Source organism: Lysobacter antibioticus, from assembly GCF_000731095.1.
Classification (GTDB): Bacteria; Pseudomonadota; Gammaproteobacteria; order Xanthomonadales; family Xanthomonadaceae; genus Lysobacter; species Lysobacter antibioticus_B.
The window spans coordinates 1-22,065 of record NZ_JMTZ01000020.1; the positions used below are offsets into that span (position 1 = coordinate 1).

General features: G+C 66.7%; 20 protein-coding genes, 3 tRNA genes and 1 pseudogene. 4 read left to right on the top strand and 20 right to left on the bottom strand.

Features of this window, described 5'->3' with window-relative positions; genetic code table 11:
- Positions 1-365 precede the first annotated feature (365 nt).
- From EX88_RS0107730 to EX88_RS0107745, 4 genes are all read right to left on the bottom strand, one after another.
- Complete coding sequence (locus tag EX88_RS0107730) at positions 366-1,988, bottom strand: FMN-binding glutamate synthase family protein (RefSeq protein WP_031371426.1); 1,623 nt, start codon at positions 1,986-1,988, stop codon at positions 366-368.
- Between the two features lie 148 nt (positions 1,989-2,136).
- A complete protein-coding gene (locus tag EX88_RS0107735) occupies positions 2,137-3,426 on the bottom strand; it encodes a nucleotide sugar dehydrogenase (protein ID WP_031371427.1) in 1,290 nt (429 codons plus the stop codon).
- 153 nt (positions 3,427-3,579) lie between these two features.
- Positions 3,580-3,894, bottom strand: coding sequence for a hypothetical protein (locus EX88_RS0107740; protein WP_031371428.1), 315 nt, complete (start codon positions 3,892-3,894; stop codon positions 3,580-3,582).
- 1 nt (position 3,895) lies between these two features.
- Positions 3,896-4,963: a diguanylate cyclase gene (locus tag EX88_RS0107745; protein ID WP_152566161.1), complete on the bottom strand. Its 1,068-nt coding sequence runs from the start codon at positions 4,961-4,963 to the stop codon at positions 3,896-3,898.
- A 305-nt stretch (positions 4,964-5,268) separates the two neighbouring features.
- Here EX88_RS0107745 and EX88_RS0107750 point away from each other — a divergent pair, with 305 nt between their 5' ends.
- Positions 5,269-5,616: a hypothetical protein gene (locus EX88_RS0107750; protein WP_031371430.1), complete on the top strand. Its 348-nt coding sequence runs from the start codon at positions 5,269-5,271 to the stop codon at positions 5,614-5,616.
- 107 nt (positions 5,617-5,723) lie between these two features.
- Here EX88_RS0107750 and EX88_RS0107755 read toward each other — a convergent pair whose 3' ends face one another.
- From EX88_RS0107755 to EX88_RS24405, 6 genes are all read right to left on the bottom strand, one after another.
- Positions 5,724-6,113 carry a nuclear transport factor 2 family protein gene (locus EX88_RS0107755; protein WP_031371431.1) on the bottom strand — a complete coding sequence of 130 codons (390 nt, stop codon included), beginning with the start codon at positions 6,111-6,113 and terminating at the stop codon, positions 5,724-5,726.
- 140 nt (positions 6,114-6,253) lie between these two features.
- The gene (locus EX88_RS26475) at positions 6,254-6,955 is read right to left on the bottom strand and encodes an SDR family oxidoreductase (protein WP_031371432.1); all 702 of its coding nucleotides are present in this window, start codon (positions 6,953-6,955) and stop codon (positions 6,254-6,256) included.
- Positions 6,955-7,521 carry a 2-amino-4-hydroxy-6-hydroxymethyldihydropteridine diphosphokinase gene (locus EX88_RS26480; protein ID WP_031371433.1) on the bottom strand — a complete coding sequence of 189 codons (567 nt, stop codon included), beginning with the start codon at positions 7,519-7,521 and terminating at the stop codon, positions 6,955-6,957. Before EX88_RS26480 ends, EX88_RS26475 begins: the two co-directional genes overlap by 1 nt.
- Before the next feature lie 549 nt (positions 7,522-8,070).
- Complete coding sequence (locus EX88_RS0107770; RefSeq protein ID WP_031371434.1) at positions 8,071-9,054, bottom strand: NAD-dependent epimerase/dehydratase family protein; 984 nt, start codon at positions 9,052-9,054, stop codon at positions 8,071-8,073.
- A 213-nt stretch (positions 9,055-9,267) separates the two neighbouring features.
- Positions 9,268-10,089 (bottom strand): right-handed parallel beta-helix repeat-containing protein, encoded by an 822-nt coding sequence (locus EX88_RS0107775; protein ID WP_031371435.1) that lies wholly within the window; start codon positions 10,087-10,089, stop codon positions 9,268-9,270.
- Positions 10,090-10,656: 567 nt separating this feature from the next.
- Positions 10,657-11,322 (bottom strand): hypothetical protein, encoded by a 666-nt coding sequence (locus EX88_RS24405; protein ID WP_051884708.1) that lies wholly within the window; start codon positions 11,320-11,322, stop codon positions 10,657-10,659.
- Positions 11,323-11,558: 236 nt separating this feature from the next.
- Here EX88_RS24405 and EX88_RS0107785 point away from each other — a divergent pair, with 236 nt between their 5' ends.
- Positions 11,559-12,650, top strand: a complete 1,092-nt coding sequence (locus tag EX88_RS0107785; protein ID WP_031371437.1) for a M35 family metallo-endopeptidase — start codon at positions 11,559-11,561, stop codon at positions 12,648-12,650.
- A gap of 90 nt (positions 12,651-12,740) precedes the next feature.
- On the opposite strand, the gene EX88_RS0107790 is transcribed toward EX88_RS0107785, so the two are convergent.
- From EX88_RS0107790 to EX88_RS0107800, 3 genes are all read right to left on the bottom strand, one after another.
- Positions 12,741-14,105 (bottom strand): S8 family peptidase, encoded by a 1,365-nt coding sequence (locus EX88_RS0107790; protein ID WP_031371438.1) that lies wholly within the window; start codon positions 14,103-14,105, stop codon positions 12,741-12,743.
- A gap of 195 nt (positions 14,106-14,300) precedes the next feature.
- Positions 14,301-14,678 carry a hypothetical protein gene (locus EX88_RS0107795; RefSeq protein ID WP_152566162.1) on the bottom strand — a complete coding sequence of 126 codons (378 nt, stop codon included), beginning with the start codon at positions 14,676-14,678 and terminating at the stop codon, positions 14,301-14,303.
- Between the two features lie 7 nt (positions 14,679-14,685).
- A complete protein-coding gene (locus EX88_RS0107800) occupies positions 14,686-14,955 on the bottom strand; it encodes a hypothetical protein (RefSeq protein ID WP_031371440.1) in 270 nt (89 codons plus the stop codon).
- Positions 14,956-15,602: 647 nt separating this feature from the next.
- Between EX88_RS0107800 and EX88_RS0107805 the strand changes: the two genes are divergently transcribed.
- Entirely contained in the window at positions 15,603-16,169 is a 567-nt protein-coding gene (locus tag EX88_RS0107805; protein WP_031371441.1) for a helix-turn-helix domain-containing protein, read from the top strand.
- Between the two features lie 5 nt (positions 16,170-16,174).
- On the top strand, positions 16,175-16,720 hold the full coding sequence (locus EX88_RS0107810) for a GNAT family N-acetyltransferase (protein ID WP_200875816.1): 546 nt from the start codon (positions 16,175-16,177) through the stop codon (positions 16,718-16,720).
- 179 nt (positions 16,721-16,899) lie between these two features.
- Here EX88_RS0107810 and EX88_RS0107815 read toward each other — a convergent pair.
- From EX88_RS0107815 to kdsB, 7 genes and pseudogenes are all read right to left on the bottom strand, one after another.
- Positions 16,900-16,986, bottom strand: a tRNA-Leu gene (locus EX88_RS0107815).
- 467 nt (positions 16,987-17,453) lie between these two features.
- Positions 17,454-17,527: transfer RNA gene (locus EX88_RS0107820), tRNA-Cys, on the bottom strand.
- A gap of 133 nt (positions 17,528-17,660) precedes the next feature.
- Positions 17,661-17,736: transfer RNA gene (locus EX88_RS0107825), tRNA-Gly, on the bottom strand.
- Between the two features lie 126 nt (positions 17,737-17,862).
- On the bottom strand, positions 17,863-18,438 hold the full coding sequence (pgsA, locus tag EX88_RS0107830; RefSeq protein ID WP_031371443.1) for a CDP-diacylglycerol--glycerol-3-phosphate 3-phosphatidyltransferase: 576 nt from the start codon (positions 18,436-18,438) through the stop codon (positions 17,863-17,865).
- Between the two features lie 101 nt (positions 18,439-18,539).
- Positions 18,540-20,381: pseudogene (gene uvrC / locus EX88_RS0107835) on the bottom strand (excinuclease ABC subunit UvrC); the annotation flags it as partial.
- A 398-nt stretch (positions 20,382-20,779) separates the two neighbouring features.
- Positions 20,780-21,256: a low molecular weight protein-tyrosine-phosphatase gene (locus tag EX88_RS0107840; RefSeq protein WP_031371445.1), complete on the bottom strand. Its 477-nt coding sequence runs from the start codon at positions 21,254-21,256 to the stop codon at positions 20,780-20,782.
- Positions 21,257-21,258: 2 nt separating this feature from the next.
- Complete coding sequence (kdsB, locus tag EX88_RS0107845; protein ID WP_031371446.1) at positions 21,259-22,041, bottom strand: 3-deoxy-manno-octulosonate cytidylyltransferase; 783 nt, start codon at positions 22,039-22,041, stop codon at positions 21,259-21,261.
- Positions 22,042-22,065: the final 24 nt, after the last annotated feature.

Genomic DNA, 22,065 nt, shown 5'->3' on the forward strand with positions numbered 1-22,065 from the left:
ACATCCTTGTCCTATCGAAAAACGGCGCACGTCCTGTGCGCCGCCCTACGGGTCTCTATCGGTCTCGCGAGCTCATTGCTGCGCCAAGCTTTCACGACAACGGCAACAGCAACGACTTCGCTCGCAGATCTGTCAGACAAAAAAGGTGACCAGTCGCTTTGTTGCCAGAAGCTCTTAGCGTCTGCCCCTGAGCTCGCTCGATTGATCGATGCGGCGCAAGACCATCGCAGCGCGGTCGCGGCTTGCGCCGCTCCTACCCTCGCGGCAGGACGCCCCTTCGATAGAGAGCATCAGCCTTGCTGCCTCAGCGCATCCCCTGGTCGCGGCTCACGCCGCTCCTACAGTCGGGAAATCCGCACCGCCTCTCAAAACGACTTGCTGCCCCGCATCGCCAACAACCGATCCGGCGCCGCGAACGAATCGCTGCGCGCGTTCGCCCAGAACGACTGGAACACCGCATGCGCAGGAATCTTGCCCAACAAGTCGCCGGGCGCAAGGAAGTTGTACAGCGCACCGAGCGAACGCACTTCGGTCGGCGAGACGCGACGCAGGATGTGTTCGGGCCCGATCTCGGCCGGATGGCTCAAGCCCGCTGCGCACAGCAAATCGCGCAAGGCCTTGAGGGTGTTGTCGTGGAAGTGGAATACCCGAGTGGCCTTGTCCGGCACGTCGAGCTTGCGCCAACGGCTCGGGTCCTGGGTCGCGACGCCGGTCGGACAACGGTCGGTGTGGCAACTCTGCGCCTGGATGCAGCCCAGGGCGAACATATAGCCGCGCCCGGCGTTGCACCAGTCCGCGCCCATCGCCAGGGTGCGGGCGATGTCGAAGGCGCTGGTGATGCGGCCGGCTGCGCCGATGCGGATCTTGTCGCGCAGCTCCAGGCCGACCAGGGTGTTGTGGACCAGCATCAAGGCCTCGTGCATCGGCACGCCGACGTGATCGATGAATTCCGCCGGCGCGGCGCCGGTGCCGCCCTCGGCGCCGTCGACGACGATGAAGTCCGGCAACACCCCGGTATCGTGCATGGCCTTGGCGATGCCGAACCACTCCCAGGGATGGCCGATCGCCAGCTTGAAGCCGGTCGGCTTGCCGCCCGACAGTTCGCGCAGGCGGGCGACAAAATGCAGCAGGCCCTGCGGCGAGTCGAAGGCGGTGTGCGCGGCGGGCGATACGCAGTCCTGCCCCATCGGCACGCCGCGCGTGGCCGAGATCTCGGCGCTGACCTTGGCCGCCGGCAGCACGCCGCCGTGGCCCGGCTTGGCGCCCTGCGAGAGCTTGATCTCGATCATCTTGACCTGCGGGTCGCCGGCGTTGCTGGCGAAGCGTTCTTCGTTGAACAGCCCGCGTTCGTCGCGACAGCCGAAGTAACCCGAGCCGATCTCCCAGACCAGGTCGCCGCCGTTCTCGCGGTGATACGGCGAGATCGAGCCTTCGCCGGTGTCGTGATAGAAGCCGCCGAGCTTGGCGCCGCGGTTCAGAGCGCGGATCGCGTTCGCCGACAGCGATCCGAAGCTCATCGCCGAGATGTTGAACACGCTGGCCGAGTACGGATGCGCGGTGTTCTCGCCGATGACGATGCGGAAGTCGTGCGAGACGTGCGCGGTGGGCGCCATCGAATGGTTGATCCATTCGTAGTCCACGCCGTAGACGTCCTGCTGGCTGCCGAACGGGCGCACGTCGTTGACCGACTTGGCGCGCTGGTAGACCAGGGCACGCTGCTGACGCGAGAACGGCACCTCGGCGGTGTCGGCCTCGATGAAGTACTGGCGCATCTCCGGGCCGATCGATTCCAGGCCATAGCGAAAATGCGCCAGCACCGGATAGTTGCGACGCAAGGTGCTGCGGGTCTGCAACAAGTCCCAGGTGCCGAGCGCGGCGAGCGCGCCGAACAGGCCGACACCCCACAACCAATCGGCGTGGTGCAGGAACACCAACACCACCGAGATCAGGGTCAGGAGCAGGCTGGCGACATAAGCGGCATAGCGCATGGCGATCGGATCAGTTCACGAGCTGAGGGCGAGCATAACCCTGCGCGTGTGCAATCGCTGTACGAGGCAGGGCGGATGAGCGCTCAGCCTAAACACGCCGCGCCACTACCGGCCCCCAGACCCGCGGGCAGGCGCGCCCGGTGACCGATCAAAGCCGTGCATCGACCTCGATGCGCGGATACAGGCTCTTGATGTCGTACAGCAAGGCGCCCGGGCGGCCATAGGCGCGCGCGCCGGCCGAGCCAAGGGCGCGGAACTCCTCGTGGGCGACCGCGACGACGACCGCATCGAAGGCCCCGGCCTCCGGCGTGCCGATCATCTCTACGCCGTACTCGCGCCGCGCCTCCTCGGCGTTGGCCCAGGGGTCGTGGATCTGTACCTGGGCCCGGTACTCGCCGAGCTCGCGCGCCAGATCGACCACGCGGGTGTTGCGCAGGTCGGCGCAGTTCTCCTTGAAGGTGATGCCGAGGATCAGGATGCGCGAACCGGCCAGGGCCACGCCGCGCTGGATCATCAGCTTGACGATGTCGGAGGCGATGTGGCTGCCCATGGCGTCGTTGATGCGCCGGCAGGCCAGCAGGATGTCGGGGTAGTAGCCCGCGCTTTGCGCCTTCTGGATCAAGTAGTACGGGTCGACGCCGATGCAGTGGCCGCCGACCAGGCCGGGCCGGAACGGCAGGAAATTCCACTTGCTGCCGGCCGCCTCCAGCACCTCGGTGGTGTCGATGCCGAGCTTCTGGAAGATCAGCGCGAACTCGTTGATCAGGGCGATGTTGGCATCGCGCTGGGTGTTCTCGATGACCTTGGCGGCCTCGGCCACGCGCAGGCTGGAGGCCAGGTGGGTGCCGGCCGGGATGATGCTGCGGTACAGCGCGTCGACGCGCTCGGCGGTCTGCGGCGTCGAGCCCGAAGTCACCTTGGGAATATCGACCAGGCGGCGCTTACGGTCGCCGGGATTGATGCGTTCGGGGCTGTAGCCGACGAAGAAGTCGACGTTGAAACGCAGCGACGAGGCGCGTTCGAGCTCGGGAACGCAGATCTCCTCGGTCGCGCCGGGGTAGACCGTCGACTCGTAGATCACCGTGTCGCCGGGCTTGAGCAAGCCTCCGATGCCGCGGCTGGCCTCGATCAGCGGCGTGAAGTCGGGGCGCTTGTGCTCGTCGATCGGGGTCGGCACCGTGACCACGTAGACATCGCGATCGGTCAGGTCCGCGGCGCTGGCGGTGAAGCGCAGATGCGTCGATGCGGCGATCTCGTCGGCGTCGTTTTCGCGGTGGTGGTCTTCGCCGACGCTGAGCTGGGCCACGCGCACGGCATTGGTGTCGTAACCGATGGTGTCGTAGCGCTTGCCGAACTCCAGGGCCAGCGGCAGGCCGACGTAGCCCAGACCGATCACGCCGATGCGCGTTTGCGCGATGCTGCCTTCGTACTGCGTCATGCCCTGCCCTAGGTTCACCGCCGTGGTGGCGGTCCGGTCCTGGATTCTAGAGACCCGCTTTCCGGACTGGCAAACCGGTGCGCTCGGTCGCGTTCCCGGGCGCCGGTAAAAACGCTCGGATCGCTCCGCCCACGGGGCCCTGGGCGACTTCGGCTAAGGCGCCGGGCCTTCCTGCGCGATCAGGCCGAACGGCGCCAACGCCGCGCGCAGGTAAGCCTGCGCCTCGCCCGCGCTGGAATGCAGGCTGTCGATGCGCTCGCCGCGGTACTGGATCACGATCTCGCTGCCGTCGGCGCGGTGTTCCCAGATCGAGTGGTCCTGGCTGAAGTTCATGTACTGCCAAACGCCGTCGACCTCGGACAGCCCGCTCCAGATCGCGTCCGACAGCGCCCGGTGCGCGTCGAAGCCGGCCCAGCCCGGGCCCGGCGTCCAGCGTGTCCACATCACCGGCGCGCGTTCCCCGCTCATCTCAATCCTCGGCGACCACCACCGCATTGCGCCCGAGCTCCTTGGCGCGATACAGCGCGCTGTCGGTATGGCGCATCCACATGGCCGCGCTGATGGTCTTCGGCCCGGTCGTCGCGACACCGACGCTGACCGTGCAGCGCAAGGCCGGCGCTTCGTCGAAGCGCGCGTCCTCGACCGCATTGCGGATGCGTTCGGCGATCGCCACCGCCGCATCGAGGCCGGTGTCCATGAGGATGAGGGCGAACTCGTCGCCGCCGATGCGGCTGGCGGTGTCGGTCAGGCGCACCACCTCGTGCAAGGTGCCGGCGACGCGCCGCAACACCGCATCGCCGACCAGGTGGCCGTGGAAGTCGTTGATCTCCTTGAAGCGGTCGATGTCGATCAGGATCAAGGCCGCGCCCTTCGAGGAGCGCGCGCAGTAGGTCATGGTCGCGGTGGCCGAATCGTCCCAATGCAGGCGGTTTTGCAGGCCGGTCAGCGGATCGGTACGGCTGAGCTGGTCGAGTTGCTTGTTCTGGCGCACGACCTTACGCGCCAGGCCGTAGGCCGCGCTGCTGATCGCCATGGGATAGACGAACATGAAAGGCAGGCTGGCCAGGATCACCGGCATCGAGCTGTCCGGCGCGAACGGAAAGCCCAGCAGCGCCCACACCGTGGCGCAGGTGAACAGCTGCGCGGTCGCGGTGCGCACGAAGAAACGCCAGCCGCCGACGCTGATCTTGTCGGCCGACAGCATCACGGCCAGCAGCGCGCTCGGCACGACGTTGAAATGCATGACCGCGATCCAGATCCCGCCGAGGGCCGAATCGATCACCAAGTTACGGTACTCGGCGTATTCGGGGTCGACGCTGCGCGAGGCGACCAGGTAGGCCAGCGGCGGCCACAGATAACCGTTGGCGAACAGCAGCGCCCAGACCCAGGCGCTGGCATCGTGTTCGTACAAGACCCCCGCGACGGCGAAGAACCCCGTCCCCAGGCCGAGGGTGCGCATCTGGTAGATGCGGCGCACGAACCGCAGATGCTCGGTCGCTCGAACCGGGTCGAATGAGGTGTCGGCAATTCCAGTCACGCACGCTCCCAGCGGCCTGGATCATCGAGACGAGTACCGCCCGGGGGTGCGGCGGCTACCAGCATACCCTGCTCGCCCGGCCCTGAATGCGCAAGCGGGCCGCCGCAGGCGGCTTCCGATGACCGGCGCCAGGGCAGTGGCCAGCCTCGGGGTCGGGGCCCGGGGTACGGGACCCGGCCCACCCCGGCTCGAACCCGGCCGCCCCGCCTCCGACAGCGGGGATTGAACGTTCCGTACACGAAAGACTAACGCCGGGATCGGGCAAGATTCGCCCCACAGGGGGTTCCCAGAGCGGAGCCTGTGTGATGACGAGCACCCTGCAAGGCCGCCCCGCCCCGACCACGCCCGGCTTGAGCTACTGGGCGAGTCAGTTCCGCAGCGCCGGCTTCTATCGCGACGGCCTGCGTTTCAGCGATTACGCACCTGCGTTCTACGTCGGCATCGCCGCCCACCTCGAACATCCGGACCGCGACTTCGACGATCCCCGCCTGGACTTGAGGGCCCGCTATCAACGCATCCGTCTCGGCTCGGTATTGAACTGGGAACAGGCCGAAGACGCGGCGCGATCGGCGTGGCAGCGCGCGAAAGAGAACGCCGAGGCCGCGCAGGCGCAGATCGGGCGCCGCGTGGCGCAACTGGCCGCACATTCCTGAGCCAAACGCTACTCGAAACCCATCCCCGGAGCGCGTTGCGCGCTCCGGGCATCCGCGAGCGCATCCGACGCGCGTCGCCACAGCGAGGCCGCGGCGCTGCCGCCCGATCAGGCGGCGTCGAGTTCGTAGTGAAACACCTTCGAGATGATCTGCCAGCGGCCGTCGAGCTTGATCAGGGTCAGCAGATCGGTGAAGCGCTTCGGCGGGATCGCGCATTCGACCCGCGCGAACGCGGTCACCGGGCCGGCGAATTCGATCGAGACGATTTTATCCTCGCGTGCGGCGCCCTGGCTGGCCGGCGATGCGCGTTGCTCGACGACCGCCCAATACGCCTCCATGTCGAGCTTCAACAAACTGCCGTCGGTCGCACAGACGTAATGCGCCTGCGGATGCATGGCGCGACGTAATCGGGCGGTGTCGCTGTAGTACAGACCGTCGAAATAATCCGCCAGGGTCGCGATGACCGCGTCGTAGTCGTGGCTGTGGGTGGCGCTCATGCGGTCTTCCCTGGCGAGTTGGCGATGGCAATGCGCCGATTATGGGCAGCGCCCGCCGCCGCCACGAGCCCATCCATGGACCGGCCTGTCGCGCCCTTGCAACGCCGACCGGCGCAGGCCGCACTCGGCGTTCGCCGCGCTCAGAGTTTGAAGCGGCCGCCGTCGATGCGCAGAATTTCGCCGGTGCTGTAGCTGGCATCGCGCAGATACAACACCGCCTCGACCACGGCCTCGACCGTGCCGATGCGACCGAGCACGGTGCGCGCGGCGATCGCGTCTTCCTGTTCGGCGCGTTCGGCCGGGTCGCGCGCCGACGGCAGCACGGTGCCCGGGGCGACCGCATTGACACGGGTTGGCGCGAGCTCGGCGGCGAGCGCACGCACCATGCCGGCACCGGCCGCGCGGCTGACCTGATAGGCCGCATGACCGGCGAAGGAGCGATCGAGATAGGTGTCGAGCATCACCACCACCGAGCGCAGCGGATGCCGCTGGTGCAGACCGATCACCAGTTCCCAGGGCGCGATCAGGTTGACCCGCAGATGCCGCTCCAGGCGCTCGCGCTCCTCGTCGGTATCGCCGGCGCCGAGGTCGCCCCAGGCATGGCCGCGCTCGAACAGGGAGGCATTGAGGACCAGGTCGGTCACCTCCACCGGCGGCAAGACCTGCAGCGGCTCGGTCATGTCCCAGCTCCATTCGTGCACCGGCGCCGAGTACGGCGCCGGCGTCGAAGCGGCGCGGCGGCGATGGGCGACGACCTGCTCGCCGCGTTGCAGGCAGGCCTCGACGATGGCCCGGCCGATGCGTTGCGAAGCGCCGGTAACGAGAGTGATGCGTTCGGACATCAGCTGGCCTCCTTGGCGGCGGTGGCTGGCTCGGCCTGGGCGTGCAGGAAACGTTCGACGAAATCCGCTCCGGCCAAGGAATAGAAACCCATCGCATTGTGTTCGGGGCGGAAGCCGCGCTGCAAGGCGACGGCATCCAGCGCCTTGCGCAACGATGGCAACGCCAACTGATGCAGGCCATGGAACAGATACGGCCGGGCCGGGTCGTAGCGATCCTGCCACTGCACCTCGCCGTCGATCCTGCCGACCAGGTCGATATCCAAGGGCACCGGCAGGGCGCGTTGCGGATCGCGCTCGCGTCCGAACGCCGCCTCGATCTGTTTGAAACGACGCTCCATGATTTCGATCGACCAGCGCGGCGCGACCTTCATCGCCAGCATCAGGTTGACCGTGGCGCCGCCGCGATGGACGCGATGGCGGTCGCCGTACAGTTCCGAGCATGCGCACAAGGCGGTTGCATCGGCGGCATCGTCGAACTCGGTCAGCAGCTGCGCCGCCGACAACAGCAGATTCTCGACACGCGGGCCGTCGCTGGCCCCCAGGCAGATCAGTGCGGTCCAGCTCATAAAGCGCAAACGGTCCCGGCCGGCGACGCCGGGCGCGGCATGGATGAGGCGGCCTGCGATCGCAGGCGCGGGGCCGCAGCGGTGCGGCGGGTTACAGGCGGGTGCGGCAGGGGCCGGCCAGAATCGATCGCCATCTCGTCTACTCCTCGGCGCTGCGTCCAATCGACGGCGGCCGGAGCGTCGGCGACCGGACGTACCCGCCGCAAAGCTCCGATCGCGATGATCTGCATTCTAGCCAGCTGACGGCGGTTTTCCCTATTCCAGGCCCGACACGGCGCGGAAACGAGACCGGTTAGGCGGCGAAAGACGATGGCCGCGACGCATCTTGCTGCGCTGCGAGAACGGATGCAGCAGTCATCGCCGCGTGCCGACACCGCTCCAGCCCTGCTCTGCGTCCACGATCCGCCCCTGCTTTTGAGTAGGAGCGAGGCAAGTCGCGACCGTGAACTTCCGGCCCAGGTACCTCCGCGGCCGCGCGCAATGCCGCTCTCACCGCTCGCGCCGCTGCTACCCCGCGCTTGCGGCCACCTCAGCGCGGTCCGCTCCGCTTCAAGCCACCGGATACGGCATGCCCTCGAACACGCGGTCGTGATAGCCCTTCACGCCGACCTCGTGGGCGAGCGCGCTGCGGAAATCCATGCCGGCGCGCAGGCAATCGAGCACGTAGGCGAAACCGTAACGCGGTTCCCACCCCAGGTCGCGGCGGGCCAGTTCGTTGACGTAGACCCGGTCGAGCTGCGGAAACAGCCGCCAGCCCTTGGCCGCGTACAACTCGCGGCAATCCGGGAACAGCCGCTCCACCACCGCGGCGGCGTCCTGACGCAAGGCGAGCAGATCGTCGCGACCGAACGGCGCAGTCGCCGACACGATGTAACGGCCGAAGCCCAGGGCCGGCGCGCGTTCGACCGCCCGCAGATGCGCGTCGACGATGTCCTCGATGTCGGCGCGGCGATACAGCAATTCGTTGGCCTGGACGTTGGCCGGCGCGTAGACGTCGCGCACCGAGGCATCGTCGTCGTCCTCGGGAAAGAAGCGCGAGGTCCGCAACACCAGCACCGGCAACTCGTGCTTGCGATGAAACAGCTCGCACAGGCCTTCGGCGGCGATCTTGGTGGTGCCGTAGATGTTCTTGGGCACCGGCGTCACCGCTTCGGTGATCCAGGTGGCCGGGCCGCCGGGCACCGGCTTCAAGGCCGCGCCGAACGCGCTGGTGGTACTGGTGAAAACGAAGGATTCGACGCCGGCCGCGACCGCTTCCTCGAGCAGCACCAGGGTGCCGGTGACGTTGGTGTCGACGAAATCCTGGTAGCGGTGGGTGGCGACGTGCGGCTTGTGCAGGGTCGCGGTGTGCACCACCGCGCGCACGCCTTGCATGGCGCGCCGGACGAAACCGCGATCGGCGATCGAACCGACCTGGCCGGTGAACGCGGAGGCCTTGATGTCGATGCCGACGGCGTCGCGCGATTGCGCGCGCAGACGGCGCATCAGGCCTTCACCGAGATGGCCGGCACTGCCGGTAACGAGGATGGACATCGAGACGGACTCCTGGCGACGCGCACGCCCGCTGCCGCAGCGGCCCAGGCTTAGATGGATGCGCAAAGCCTAGCAAGGCTGCGATGGCGACGCCATGTGCGGAGCGCTGAAACCCGCCGCTGCGATGGCTGGCTGGTGCGCTTCTGGAGAAAGCGGGCCGCATGCGCAAGAACGCCGGCGCTGCGAACGCAGCGCCGGCGTTTCAGCACGGGCTTACGGCATGAACGGCGATGGCTCTTCGACGTTGTAGCGGGTGACCGCGCACTCGGAGAAGCCCGAATGCGCGGTGTTGATGGCGACGTTCTCGATGCAGGTCGCACTGCTGCCGCCGATCAGCCCCTGCACGCCCGAACGCGTCCGCAGCATGATCGAGTTGTGCACCAACCGCGCCCGCGGCGACTGGCGCAGTTCGATGATCCGCTGCGTATTGTCCGGGAAATCGAGGAACTGGTTGCCGGTCGCCTGCACGTCGGCCGAGCGGTCGACGAGCAGGCCGCCGCCGCTGTAGCCGGCGATCACGTTGTTGGTGACGACGGTGCGCGGCGCCATCGTGATCTGGATGGCCTCGCGCCACGGCGAGATGTTCGGGTTGCCGTAATCGATGACGCGATTGCCGACCACACGCGCCCCTGTACCGTCCGGCGGGCTGTCGCCGAAGATCACGATGCCCGCATCGTAGGGACGCACCACGGTGTTATTGAGCAGTTGATCGCCCGATCGCGTGCGCAGGTGGATGCCGAGCGAATAGCCTTCGATGCGGCAGTTGCGTACCGTCACCCTGGACCAGGAGTCGACGGTAATGGCGGCGGCGCCGTTGGGGTTCGGGTCGGGATTGGCCAGAGTGCGTCCCTTGCAATCGAACTCGATGTCTTCGCCGGTGATGACGATGGGGACGCCAAGATTCCCGGCCAGGCAGTATTTTCCGGGCGCGGTGATATGCGGATTGGCCGAGGTGACGACGGTGTCGCAAGCCAGCGAGCTGGCACTGAACATCGCGGCCGACAGGGCCAGGCTGGAAAGCAGAATGGAGCGCATGAATATCCTTTTAAGAGCGCCGATGAAACGACGGCTGCGCGAGACGCCCCCGTCGTGCCGCACAGGAACACGCGGCGACATGCCGCATCCTGCGTTGGGTGGAATGTCGTGATGAAGCAGACCGGCGATCCCGACGGTCGTCCCTGGACCTGCGGCGCGCCGGAAGCATCGCATTCGATGCCGACTTCCCTGTCGAATGCGAGATTCCTGGCGTCGACCGCGAATGAAGCAGCTTCCCCGGCCTGCCTGCATCGCGACCGGGACAGAATCGCCGGTCGGCGTCGCAGGCGCCGCGACGGCGCGGGCCGTCGGCGTCTATTTGCAAGAAGCGGGGAGGTATCGCGCTGCGTTCGGACGCGCATGCCGTTGCGGCTGCGTCTGCGTTCGATCAATCGGGAACTGCGATCGCGTATTGCGGCGATGACCTCGGCGCGGCGCTTCGGCTCGCGCCTGGCTCGCGAGCCGAGCCTTAAACCCGAAAAATCTTAGCCACTGGCACAGTCTTTGCCGGTTGCATTGAACGAAACCCGAGGCTGACGCCTCGGGTCCGTTTCTTACCGGCCCGACTCAGCCGTGACCCTTGTCCTTTCCTTTGCCCTGGCCCTTGCCGCCGCCGTGGCCTTTGTCGCCACCCTGCCCCTTGCCATGGCCACCGCCCTTGTCGGAGTTGCCGCGTCCGTTTCCTTTCGAACTCTGGTGGTCGTAATGCGAGGGGCCGGCTCCGCTCTTCTTGCCGCCGGGATGGCCGTTGCTCTTGCCTTTGCCCTTGCCCGGCCCGTGCTGGGCCCAATCCACGTGCACCGACTGATTGACGGTGATCGGATAGCCCCAGCGGTCGTAGGTGCCGATGGCGCCGCGCTTGAGCGCATGGAAGGCCGGCGAACCGGGCTTGATGCCCATCCGCTTGGCCACCGCACCCCAACCCTGGCCGGGGTTGCGATCGTATTCGCGCACGACGTTCAGACACGGCACGCCGAGCGCACGCGCGATCGCGCATGCGTAGTAAACATCGCCGGGGGCCCAGCCGCGGCGATCGAGCAACTCGTCGATCAGCGAACGCGGTGCGCCGTAATAACCGCTGATCTCGTGGATGAAGGGCTCGCGATAGCGACGACCGTAGTCGTTGATCTCACCGAGCCGCGTATCGACCCAGACGTCGCCGGTGCGGATGTTGTAACCGACCGTCTGTGCTTGCGCGGCCCCCGCCAGGCTCAAACCCAGCAACAGGGCCATACCCGCTCGCTTCATGTACCGCATGGCAAACACCTCGTCGTGATCGTGCGTGAAGTCCGGATGAAGGCGCCGAGCATACGTTTTTGCCGGCTCTTCCACCGCAGTATCCGCCGCACGCCTTAACCTCGACCGATTAAAGCGTGATGCGTCGCACAATGCATTCAGGGCGACATTCTGGTTACGTGGACGTGTCCGCCCTCGCGGACTTTGCCGTTCATTTTCTCGGGGATTTTTGAATGAAAATCAGTCTCATGTCCGCCGTCGCGGGCAGCGTCGTTCTCGCCGGCGCGATCGCCTCCGTCACCGCCGCCCCGCCACACGAAAAGAACAATCCTTTGCGCATCGGTTTGATGGCGCTCGCCGATCAGAACGGACACTTCGGCGGCCAGGTCGAAGTCACCGTCACCAACACCAGCCGTCACACCGCTCGCGTGCCCACATGGCAACTGCCTTCGAATCTCGCCGAATCCAAGTTGTTCGAGATCAGCCGCGACGGCGTAGCGGTTTCCTATAACGGCCCCATGATCAAGCGCGGCCTGCCCGATGCAGCCGACTTCACGATCCTGCGCGCCGGCGAAACCCTGCGCAGCGTCGTCGACCTGTCCAAGGCCTACGACTTCTCGCAAAGCGGCCAATACGTGGTCGCCCTGGATTCGCCGCTGCAATTCGCTTCGCTATCCGACGGCAAACTGCTGCGCCAGGACAACGGCCTGCCGCTGGTCGCCAAGAGCGCTCCGCTGAGCCTGTGGGTCAACGGCAAGGGCGAGGTCAGCGGTCAGGGCAAGCCCGGTGGCGGCGGCAGCAGCGTCGTCAACGGCGTGTCCTACAAGAGCTGCAGCGCGACCCAGATCGACACCATCGGCAGCGCCATCACCGCCGCGCGCGGTTATTCGGAAAATGCCAAGAGCTATCTCGGCGCCGGCACCGTGGGCCCGCGCTACACCACCTGGTTCGGCGCCTACACCTCGCAACGCTACGGCACCGCCAGCCAGCACTTCGTCGCCATCGACGCCGCCATGGACCAGAGCAACGGCGCCATCACCGTCAACTGCGGCTGCAACCAGAAGTACTACGCCTACGTCTATCCGAACCAGCCTTACGAGATCTACGTCTGCCGCGCGTTCTGGTCCGCGTCGCTGACCGGCACCGACTCCAAGGCCGGCACCCTGATCCACGAGATGAGCCACTTCGATGCCGTCGCCGGCACCGACGATCACGTCTACGGCCAGGCCGGCGCGAAGAACCTCGCGATCAGCAACCCGACCAACGCGCTCGACAACGCCGACAGCCACGAGTACTTCGCCGAGAACACGCCGGCGCAAAACTGACCCTCACCCGACGCAACAACGAACAGGCCCCGGTTTCCCGGGGCCTGTTCTTTTACGGCCGGTCTTTTACGATCGGTCTTTAGCGCGGCCTCAGAAGCCGCTGGCGTTGAGACGCCCGCCGCTCACCGTCTTGCCGCTCAGCGAGGGCGTGGCGATCGCCGAACTCATGATCGCGCTCTTGATGTCGGCCGCGGTCGCGCCCGGATGCGAGGACGCATACAAGGCCACCGCACCGGTCACGTGCGGCGTCGCCATCGAGGTGCCGTTGTAGCTCGCATAGCTGGGTATGACGTTGCCCTTCGACGACACCGGCACGGTCGACCAGATGCCGTAGCCCGGCGCGCCGATATCGATCGTGGTCGAGCCGTAGCTGTAGATCTGCGTGCCGTTCGAACGCAACGCCGTTACCGACAACACGTTCGGGTTCGGGTACTCGGCCGGATAACAATCGGAGGTTTCGCAATTGACGCCGGCATTGCCGGCGGCGACCACGAACAGGATGCCGGCGGTGTTGGCGCGGCCGATCGCATCCTGAAGCGCCTGCGAGAACGGCCCGCCACCCCAGGAGTTGTTGGTCGCGACGATGTTCAGGCCATGACGCGACTTCAGGTCGTTGAAGTAGTCGATGGCCTTGATCGCATTCGCGGTGGTGCCGCTGCGGCGGCCGAGGAACTTGCCGCTGATCAGCTTGACGCCGCTCCAGCACACGCCGGCCACGCCCTGGCCGTTGCCGCCCGCACCGGCGATGGTGCCGGCCACATGGGTGCCGTGATCGTCGCCCGCGCCGTCGAAGACCTGATTGTCGTTGCCTTCGAAGTCCCAGCCGCGCACGTCGTCGATATAGCCGTTGCCGTCGTTGTCGACGCCGTCGACCGGATCGTAGGGGTTGGTCCAGGCGTTGGCGGCCAAGTCCGGATGCGAATACATATAGCCTTCGTCGATGATGCCGACGACGACGTTGCTGCAATCGGTGTGGCCGCCGGCCCAGGCCACCGCGGCCTGCGAGCCGTATGCGTTCGCCGGGCTCGATCCGGAGCCGTACATGCCCCACAGGGAACCGTTGGTGTAATAGGTGTCGTTCGAGCTGGCCTGATGTTCGTACTGCCAGTTCGGTTCCGCGTATTCGACGCTCGGGTTCTTGCCGAGTTCGTACAGGGTCGCGGCCAGATCGCGTCCGGCCGGCACCCGCATCAGGGCGAGCTCACCGCGCGAGGAATTGCCGCCACGCAGGGTGTCGAGCTTTTGCAGTCCGAACGCCTGACGGGCCGAAGCTTGCTGTACGGCATTGCTGCCGTCGCGGTATTTCACCAGGAGCTCTCCCGGTTGGTGCGCACGGCCGGCCTTCAGCCCGGCCAGGACGAGGTCCGGCCTGCCGCCGGCGACCGCGGCGGAGGAAACACCGAGCGCGGAAAGCACCGCGCCGCACAGCAAGGCGATACGAAATGACGACTTCATTGGCTCATGCCCTTCAGGTTTTGGCTTCAGGTATTGGCTGGCGACCCGACCGGTCGCTTCACGAGCGTATGTGCCAAATCGGTCACATACATGCTGCGTCGCAGCAAACGCTGAATTGACTGAATTCGGGCGCAGCCACGCTTGAGACCAGCGCCCTGAGCCGCCCACAGAAGGGCTATGCCATGCCGTGCCGGGTCAGGAATCCTTGCGCGGACGCGAGGGTGCGCGGTCGGCCTTGCCGCGGACGGGCGCCGCCTCGGGCAACTGCGGATCGGTATCGGTGCCGAGCGCGCGCAGCCTGACCGGGGTGAACTCGCCGTCGCCGAGCAAATCGAGGCTGGCGAGCGGATTGCGCAACAAGGCCTCGCGCTGCAGGAAGGTCTCGCTGCCGACCTTGGGCGGCCTGCGCTCGCTGCACAGGCGCAGGCTGATTTTAAGGATGCTGGTGCCGGAGCGGCTCCAGGCACGGCCGGGGATAAGACGACTGACGATGGCGCTGTCGAGGCGAACCGTCACCGACGATTGGTCGATGGATTCGCATTTGCCAACGGCGATATCGAACATAAGCTGCATGAAAACCTCAATGCGACACGAAAGTTAAGACACTGCTGAGCCTGGAATCGTCCAGCAGCCGGCGAAGACGCGACTCGACGATGCGCAGATCGCCGAGCCTGGGCGAAGCGCGCAAGGAATAGATCGCCGTCTGTTTTCCCAACAACAGACGATGCGTGCGGTGAACGCTCACATTGGTGGAGCTGCAGGCTTCCATCCAGATTCGCCGCAGTTGCAGCGGCCCGATGCTCTGGCCGTTTCCCAGCGTGAAATAGAACCATTCGACGTTCTCTTGCATCGGTCTCTCCGGCACACGGCGAACGGGTTGCGTTGCGCCCGGCTGATTCCATCGCGAGCCGCTGCGGCAGTGCCGGACCTAGAGTCCCGCACCGTCGACTCCTTGGCTCGCACCTAAACGACGGCGAAGATCTTCCTCGCCGCCTCGCTTTTCCTGATGGATCGTTGACTCTTCGATTCGGCGCGCCGGCGATCCGCTCGTACCGCGCCGGCGCTGCAGCCGAAGCCGCACCAAAACCGGATGCGGAACCCGCAAACGCTAGTCACGCCGATCGTTCATAACCGTCTCCAGCGACGCGATAAACGACCAAGACCGTGCACTCGCCGGACGTGGGAGTGCGAAGCTGATGCGGAAGGAAAAGAATCTTCTGCGCCTGAATGGCTGAATACGACATTGCGTCGTGGTGACGGGCCAGCCTGCGCCCGCAAGCGTTAGCCGCACGTGAATCGATCCTGAGTCTGACCCAGGCGACGACGGTCTCGGCCGGCCGCATCGCATCGGCGCGGCCGGGTCGGGGCGCCGCCCGGACCGGCCGAGCGCCTTGCTGCACGGCCTTCTCGGCGACTTCCACGCGCGCCAGGCCCGCGTCTCCCCTCTCTCGCCGAGCGCAATTGACGCCGGACGGGAACGTCCAGTAAAAGATACGAATGACCACTTTACTGGACGAATCGAGCCTGCAACTGGCCCGCCGGATACGCCTGGAGCGCGAAACCCGCGGCTGGTCCCTGGCCGACCTGGCGGCGCGTTCGGAGGTGTCGAAGGCTGCGATCAGCAAGATCGAGCGCGGCGAGACCAGCCCGACCGCGGCCTTGCTGGTCCGCCTGGCCGGCGCGTTCGACCTGACCCTGGCCGGGCTGCTGCTGCGCGCCGAAGGCGATGCCGGCCGGCTGTCGCGAGCCGACGCGCAACCGGTTTGGCGCGATCCGGAAACCGGCTATCGGCGCAAACAGGTGTTCGTCCGCCCCGACCATCCGATCGAGATCGTCGAGGTCGAGATGCCCGCGGGACGGCGCGTCTGCCTGCCCGCCTCGTCCTACGCCCGCATCCGCCAGGCGATCCGGGTGATCAAGGGCGAGCTCAGCATCGTCGAAGGTGGCGAAAGCCACCGATTGCAGGCCGGCGATTGCCTCGGCTTCGGCGCGCCGTCGGACGTCACGCTCGCCAACGACACACCGAGACCTTGCGTCTACCTCGTCGTCCTGGCCAGGAGCTGAGCCGCATGCTTTCCATCGATATGCACTCCATCGATATGCCCGCCTTGGAGATCAGAGCGCTGTCGTCCTCGGCCGAAATCCTCTCGATGCTGAGCGAACTGCTGATCGACGTCGTCGCCCACGGCGGCTCGGTCGGCTTCATGCATCCCCTGTCGCCAGAACAAGCCCAAGCGTTCTGGCACAACTCGCTGGCCGCGGCCGATCTCGGCTCGCGCATCGTGCTCGGCGCCTTCGATGAAGACAGCTTGGTGGGCACGGCGACCTTGTTGCTCGATTGCCCGCCCAATCAACCGCATCGCGGCGAGATCGCGAAACTGATGACGTGCCGCGACTATCGCGGCCGGGGCGTGGCTTCATCGCTGATACGCGCCGTCGAAACACTCGCAGTCGAGCACCGACGCTCGTTGCTCGTGCTCGATACCGCCAGCGACAAAGGCGCATCGGCCTTTTACGAAAAGCTGGGCTACGTACGCGCCGGCGAAATCCCCGATTACGCCCTGAAACCGCACGGCGGGCTGACCGGAACGATCATTTTCTGGAAGAAGGTTTGAGCCGGGCCGGCGCGGCCGCCCCGTTATCGGCGCGCACGCGGCGCCCGAACGAGCCGAGCGCGATATCCGATGCGGCGTGGGAAAAACCTGCAGGGAAAGCGGTTTTCGGCAGGCCGCGTGCTGCGCTGGGGGCGCTGGACCCGAAGCGCAAATCCAAACGTTTTCCCAGAACCGCGCGATGGTGCCCGGAGCCGGAATCGAACCGGCACGGAGTTGCCCCCGGCAGATTTTAAGTCTGCTGCGTCTACCGATTTCGCCATCCGGGCAGGATGCGGTGACCGCGATAGCTTACGACAGCCGTGCGCGACACGACACCAAGAGCGTTGTCCGAACCATCCGGGGACGGTTTCGCTTGCTCCGGACAACGGCGATGCGACGCACTCGACTGTGCCGTCAGGACGGGTCGTCAATGCGCTTGCGGATCGGGTCGCGACGGCTTGCGTGCCCGATCCGATCCCGACGCTCCGACTGTCGAATCCGCGAAGCGGTCGCGGCGAAACGGCCCACTGCGGATACTCGCTATCGTCGATGCGCGCGGGTCCCGGGGCAGCCTGCGGGCAAACTCGGCATGCACGCCTGCACAACTGCCCGAATGGATCGAACCGACCCCGAATGCGCACGGAGCACGGCGCAACCTCGAACCGGGTGCCGCGCAACCCTCTCGCTTCGGTCGATTCGCACGAAACGATGGCGCAAAAAAACGACCAGGTTGCCCTGGTCGTTTTTTTCGAATTGGAGGCCGAGGTCGGAATTGAACCGGCGTACGCGGATTTGCAGTCCGCTGCATAACCACTCTGCCACCCGGCCGGTGACTTGCCACAGCATACTGCCTGCGGCTGCGTCGGCTTGCAATCGCTGCAAGCCTTCGCCTGAAAAAACAAAACCCCGCGGGCGGGGTTTTGTTTCTGAGGATGACTCCGTTACCGGAGGTCCTCTAATTTGGAGCGGGAAACGAGACTCGAACTCGCGACCCCGACCTTGGCAAGGTCGTGCTCTACCAACTGAGCTATTCCCGCTGAAGGAAGCGATATTTTAGGGATCGAAAGAAAAGTGTCAACTACTTTTTTTCGATGCCTGGAAACGATTCAGTCCCCGATGCGTTCGTTGCCTGCCAAGGCTTCGTTCGCGCCGAACCGATACGATCAGTTCGTGGGCTTGTTGGCGTCCTCGCGCATTATAGGCCATGCCGCGCGTAAATACGCTAGTCCCGACCACAAAGTTAGCAAGGCCGCTGCAGCAAGCAACCATTCGCCGATGCCGAAGATCGGCAAACCCCACACGCGCTCCTGATAAAGCAGGCAAACCAGCGCGACCATCTGCACGATGGTCTTGATCTTGCCGATCGAGGCGACTTTCACCGCGGCGCGCTGACCGAGCTCGGCCATCCATTCGCGCAGCGCGGAAACGGCGATTTCGCGGCCGACGATGACCGCCGCCCACAAGGTCATCCACACCGTCGGATGCTTCTGCACGATCAGCAGCAGCGCCACCGCGACCATCAGCTTGTCGGCTACCGGGTCGAGGAATGCGCCGAATGCCGAGTACTGGTCGTAACGGCGCGCGATCCAGCCGTCGAGCCAATCGGTGATCGAGGCGAAGGCGAAAATGAACGCGGCGGCGAAGTTGGTCCACGGATAGTCCAGGAAAAACACCACCACCAGCACCGGGATCAGCACGATCCGGGCCAGAGTCAGCATGGTGGGTATGGTCAACTTCATCCTTCACTCCGCTTGCGATCGGGTGCCGCAACCGCGGCCCCCTGCTTCTTGCCGCCCGTCGCCGCCACAGCGGCGCCCTTTTGGATAGTGCCCGTAACCGCGGCCTCGGCGGGCGCGTCCAGCCCGTGCAAGGCGGCGTAGATGCGCTCGGCCAGGGCTTCGTTGACCCCCTCGACCCGGGAAATTTCCTCGATCCCGGCGGCCTTCAGGCCGCCCAGACCGCCGAAATGCCGCAACAGATTAGCGCGCCGACGCGGTCCGATACCGGGAATGTCTTCCAGCCTACTGCTGTTGCGGGCCTTCTGGCGACGCCCCCGATGGCCGGTGATGGCGAAACGGTGCGCCTCGTCGCGAACCTGCTGGACCAGCTGCAGGGCCGGCGATTCGGCGCCCGGGCGGACCACCCGGCCGTCCGGGAGCAGCAGTTCTTCATCGCCGGGACGGCGGGCCGGGCCTTTGGCCACGCCCACCAGGATCAGCCCCTCGACCCCCAGCTCGTCCAGGGCAGACCGGGCCTGGGCCACCTGTCCGGCGCCACCGTCGATCAGCAGCACGTCCGGCACCACCCCGTTTTCCTCGACCGCACGCCGGAACCGGCGCGAAATCGCCTGGTTCATGGCGGCGTAGTCGTCGCCCTCGACGATGCCGGCGATGTTGTAGCGGCGGTACTGGCCGCGTACCGGCCCCTCGGCATCGAACACCACGCACGAGGCCACGGTGGCCTCGCCCATGGTGTGGCTGATGTCGAAACACTCGATCCGGGCCGGCAGCGACGGCATGCCGAGCAGGTCGCGCAGTGCCTCGGCGCGTGCGAGCTGGGCGGCGTGGCTGGTCAGTTCGGTGCCGAGCGCGAGCTCGGCATTGCGCCGCGCCATGTCGAGATAACCGGCGCGTTCGCCGCGCACGTTGCATTTGATCTGGACCCGGCGCTCGCCCGAACTCGACAGCGCATGCTCGAGCAATTCGCGATCGGGCAGGTCGCGATCGAGCACGATCTCGCGCGGCGGCGGTTGCTCGGCGTAGTACTGCGAGACGAACGCGGCCAGCACTTCCTCGGGGTTGTCGCTGCCGTTGGTCTTGGGAAAGAACGCGCGCGTGCCGAGGTTACGGCCATCGCGGAACGCCAGCAGCAGCACGCAGGCCGAGACGCCCTGCATCGCCACCGCGAGCACGTCGAGGTCGGCGGCGCGGCCGTCGACGTATTGGCGCGCCTGCAGCGTGCGGATGCCGGTGATGAGGTCGCGCAGGCGTGCGGCGTCCTCGAAATCCAGGCGCATGCTCGCCTCTTCCATGCTCCGGCCGAGTTCGTCGGTGAGCTCGTCGCTGCGTCCGTCGAGCAGCAGCCCGGCGCGACGCACGCTCTCGGCATAGTCGCGCGCCGGCACCAGGCCGACACAGGGCGCACTGCAACGGCCGATCTGGTGCTGCAGACAAGGCCGCGAGCGATTGCGGAACACGCTGTCCTCGCAGCTGCGCAGGCGGAACAGCTTGTGCATCAGGTTGAGCGTGTCGCGCACCGCGCCGACGCTGGCGTAAGGACCGAAGTAGCGGCCCGGGATCGCGCGCGGCCCGCGGTGCATGGCGATGCGCGGCCAGGCTTCCTGGGTCATCAATACGTAGGGATAACTCTTGTCGTCGCGCAGCAGCACGTTGTAGCGCGGCTTGAGCGACTTGATCAGCTGGTTCTCGAGGATCAGCGCCTCGGCCTCGGTGCGGGTGACCGTGACCTCCATGCGTACCGTCTGCGACAGCATCGACATGATGCGCGTGGACTTCGGCGTGGCGTTGAAATAACTCGATACGCGGTTGCGCAGCGCCCCGGCCTTGCCGACATAGAGCACGTTGTCGTCGGCGCCGATCATGCGATACACGCCCGGCGCGGTGCTCAGATGCTTGACGAAGGCCTTGCCGTCGAACGCTGCGGGCTGGGAGGCGGTCGTCACGAGGCCCTCGCTTGCGAGTAAGCGCGAACGCTCGCGACGAGGCCGGGCGCGGCACAGGCAGGCATCGCCCACGTGCCGGCGATGGCGCGGAGGTGAGCGTTCGGACAGGCGGGCGCGGTGGCGGGCATCGGCAGATCGGGGAACCGGAAACGGAGGACCGGGTTCTGGATTGGGTTGATTATGCGCGAGCGCAAGGGCCCGAACCGGGCCTTGGGGCCGAATGCATCGGGGAACGGCCCGGACGGCAAGGCGGTCGTGCCGCGAACGGCAAATCCGTGTGCGCCATGGCGGTGGCCCGGCCCGGCGAGTCTGCGGCGCTTGGTTCGTTGCTGCCGCCCCGCCCCATCCGCATCGACCGGCGCCGGCGCGGTGCCGGAGCCTGTCGCCTCATCGGGCGATCAACGCAGATGCAGTTCTTCGCGCAGGCGTGCGATCGCGCCGTCGGCGGCGCGGTCGAGCAACTGGAACACGTGCTCGAACTGGGCCGGCCCGCCGGTGTAGGGATCGGGCACTTCGCCTTCGGTTTCCAAACCGCACCAATCCAGCAACAGCGCGGTGCGCGCCCTGGCGCCGCGCGGCGCGCGGGCACGGACATCGCGCAGGTTGGCGCGGTCGGCGCACAGCAGCCAGTCGAAGTCGGTGTAGTCCGACGCGGCGAGTTGGCGCGCGCGCAGGCCGGAGATGTCGACGCCGTGCTCGGCGGCGTTGGCGATCGAACGCCGGTCCGGCGGCTCGCCGACGTGCCAGTCGCCGGTGCCGGCCGAATCGAGCTCGACCCGCCCGGCCACCGACGAGGTCTCGATGCGGGCGCGCAGCACGCCCTCGGCGACCGGCGAGCGGCAGATATTGCCGAGGCAGACGATCAGCAGGCGCATGCTCAGGCGCCCTCTCCCGCCGCGCGGCCGGCCAGATGCGCTTCGGCGCGGGCGAGATCTTCGGGGGTGTCGACGCCGGGCGGGAACGGCTCCGGGGTGATGCCGACGGCGATTCGGTAGCCGGCTTCGAGCGCGCGCAATTGCTCCAGCGATTCGATCTGTTCGAGCCGGCCCGGCCGCAGCTTGGCGAACTTGCGCAGGAAACCGGCGCGATAGCCGTAGATGCCGATATGGCGCAGCCATTCGCCGCCGCCGGGCATGCGCTCGCGGTCGTTGGCGAAAGCGTCGCGCGGCCACGGAATCGGCGCGCGGCTGAAGTACAGCGCATCGCCGTTGCCGGCACGCACCAACTTGACCGCGTTCGGATCGAACAAGACCTCGACTTCGGTAATCGGCGCGGCCAGGGTCGACATCTCGGCGTCGCTGTCGCGCAACGCGGTCGCGGTGGCGACGATGCCCGAGGCCGGCGCGAAGGGTTCGTCGCCCTGCAGGTTGACGATCACGGTGTCGTCGCGCCAGCCGGCGATGTCGGCGCACTCGGCGAGGCGGTCGGTGCCGGAGGCGTGTTCGGTCGAAGTCATCGCCACCTGCACGCCACTGCCTTCGAGCGCACGCGCGATGCGTTCGTCGTCGGCCGCGACCCAGACCTCGCGCGCGCCGGCCGCGAGGGCGCGCCGGGCGACGTGCAGGACCAGCGGCTCGCCTGCCAGCTCGCGCAGGGGTTTGCCCGGCAGACGCGAAGCCGCGTAGCGGGCGGGAATGGCGACGACGAAATCCTGGGACATGTTCGCTCCAACGGTCGCGGCTGG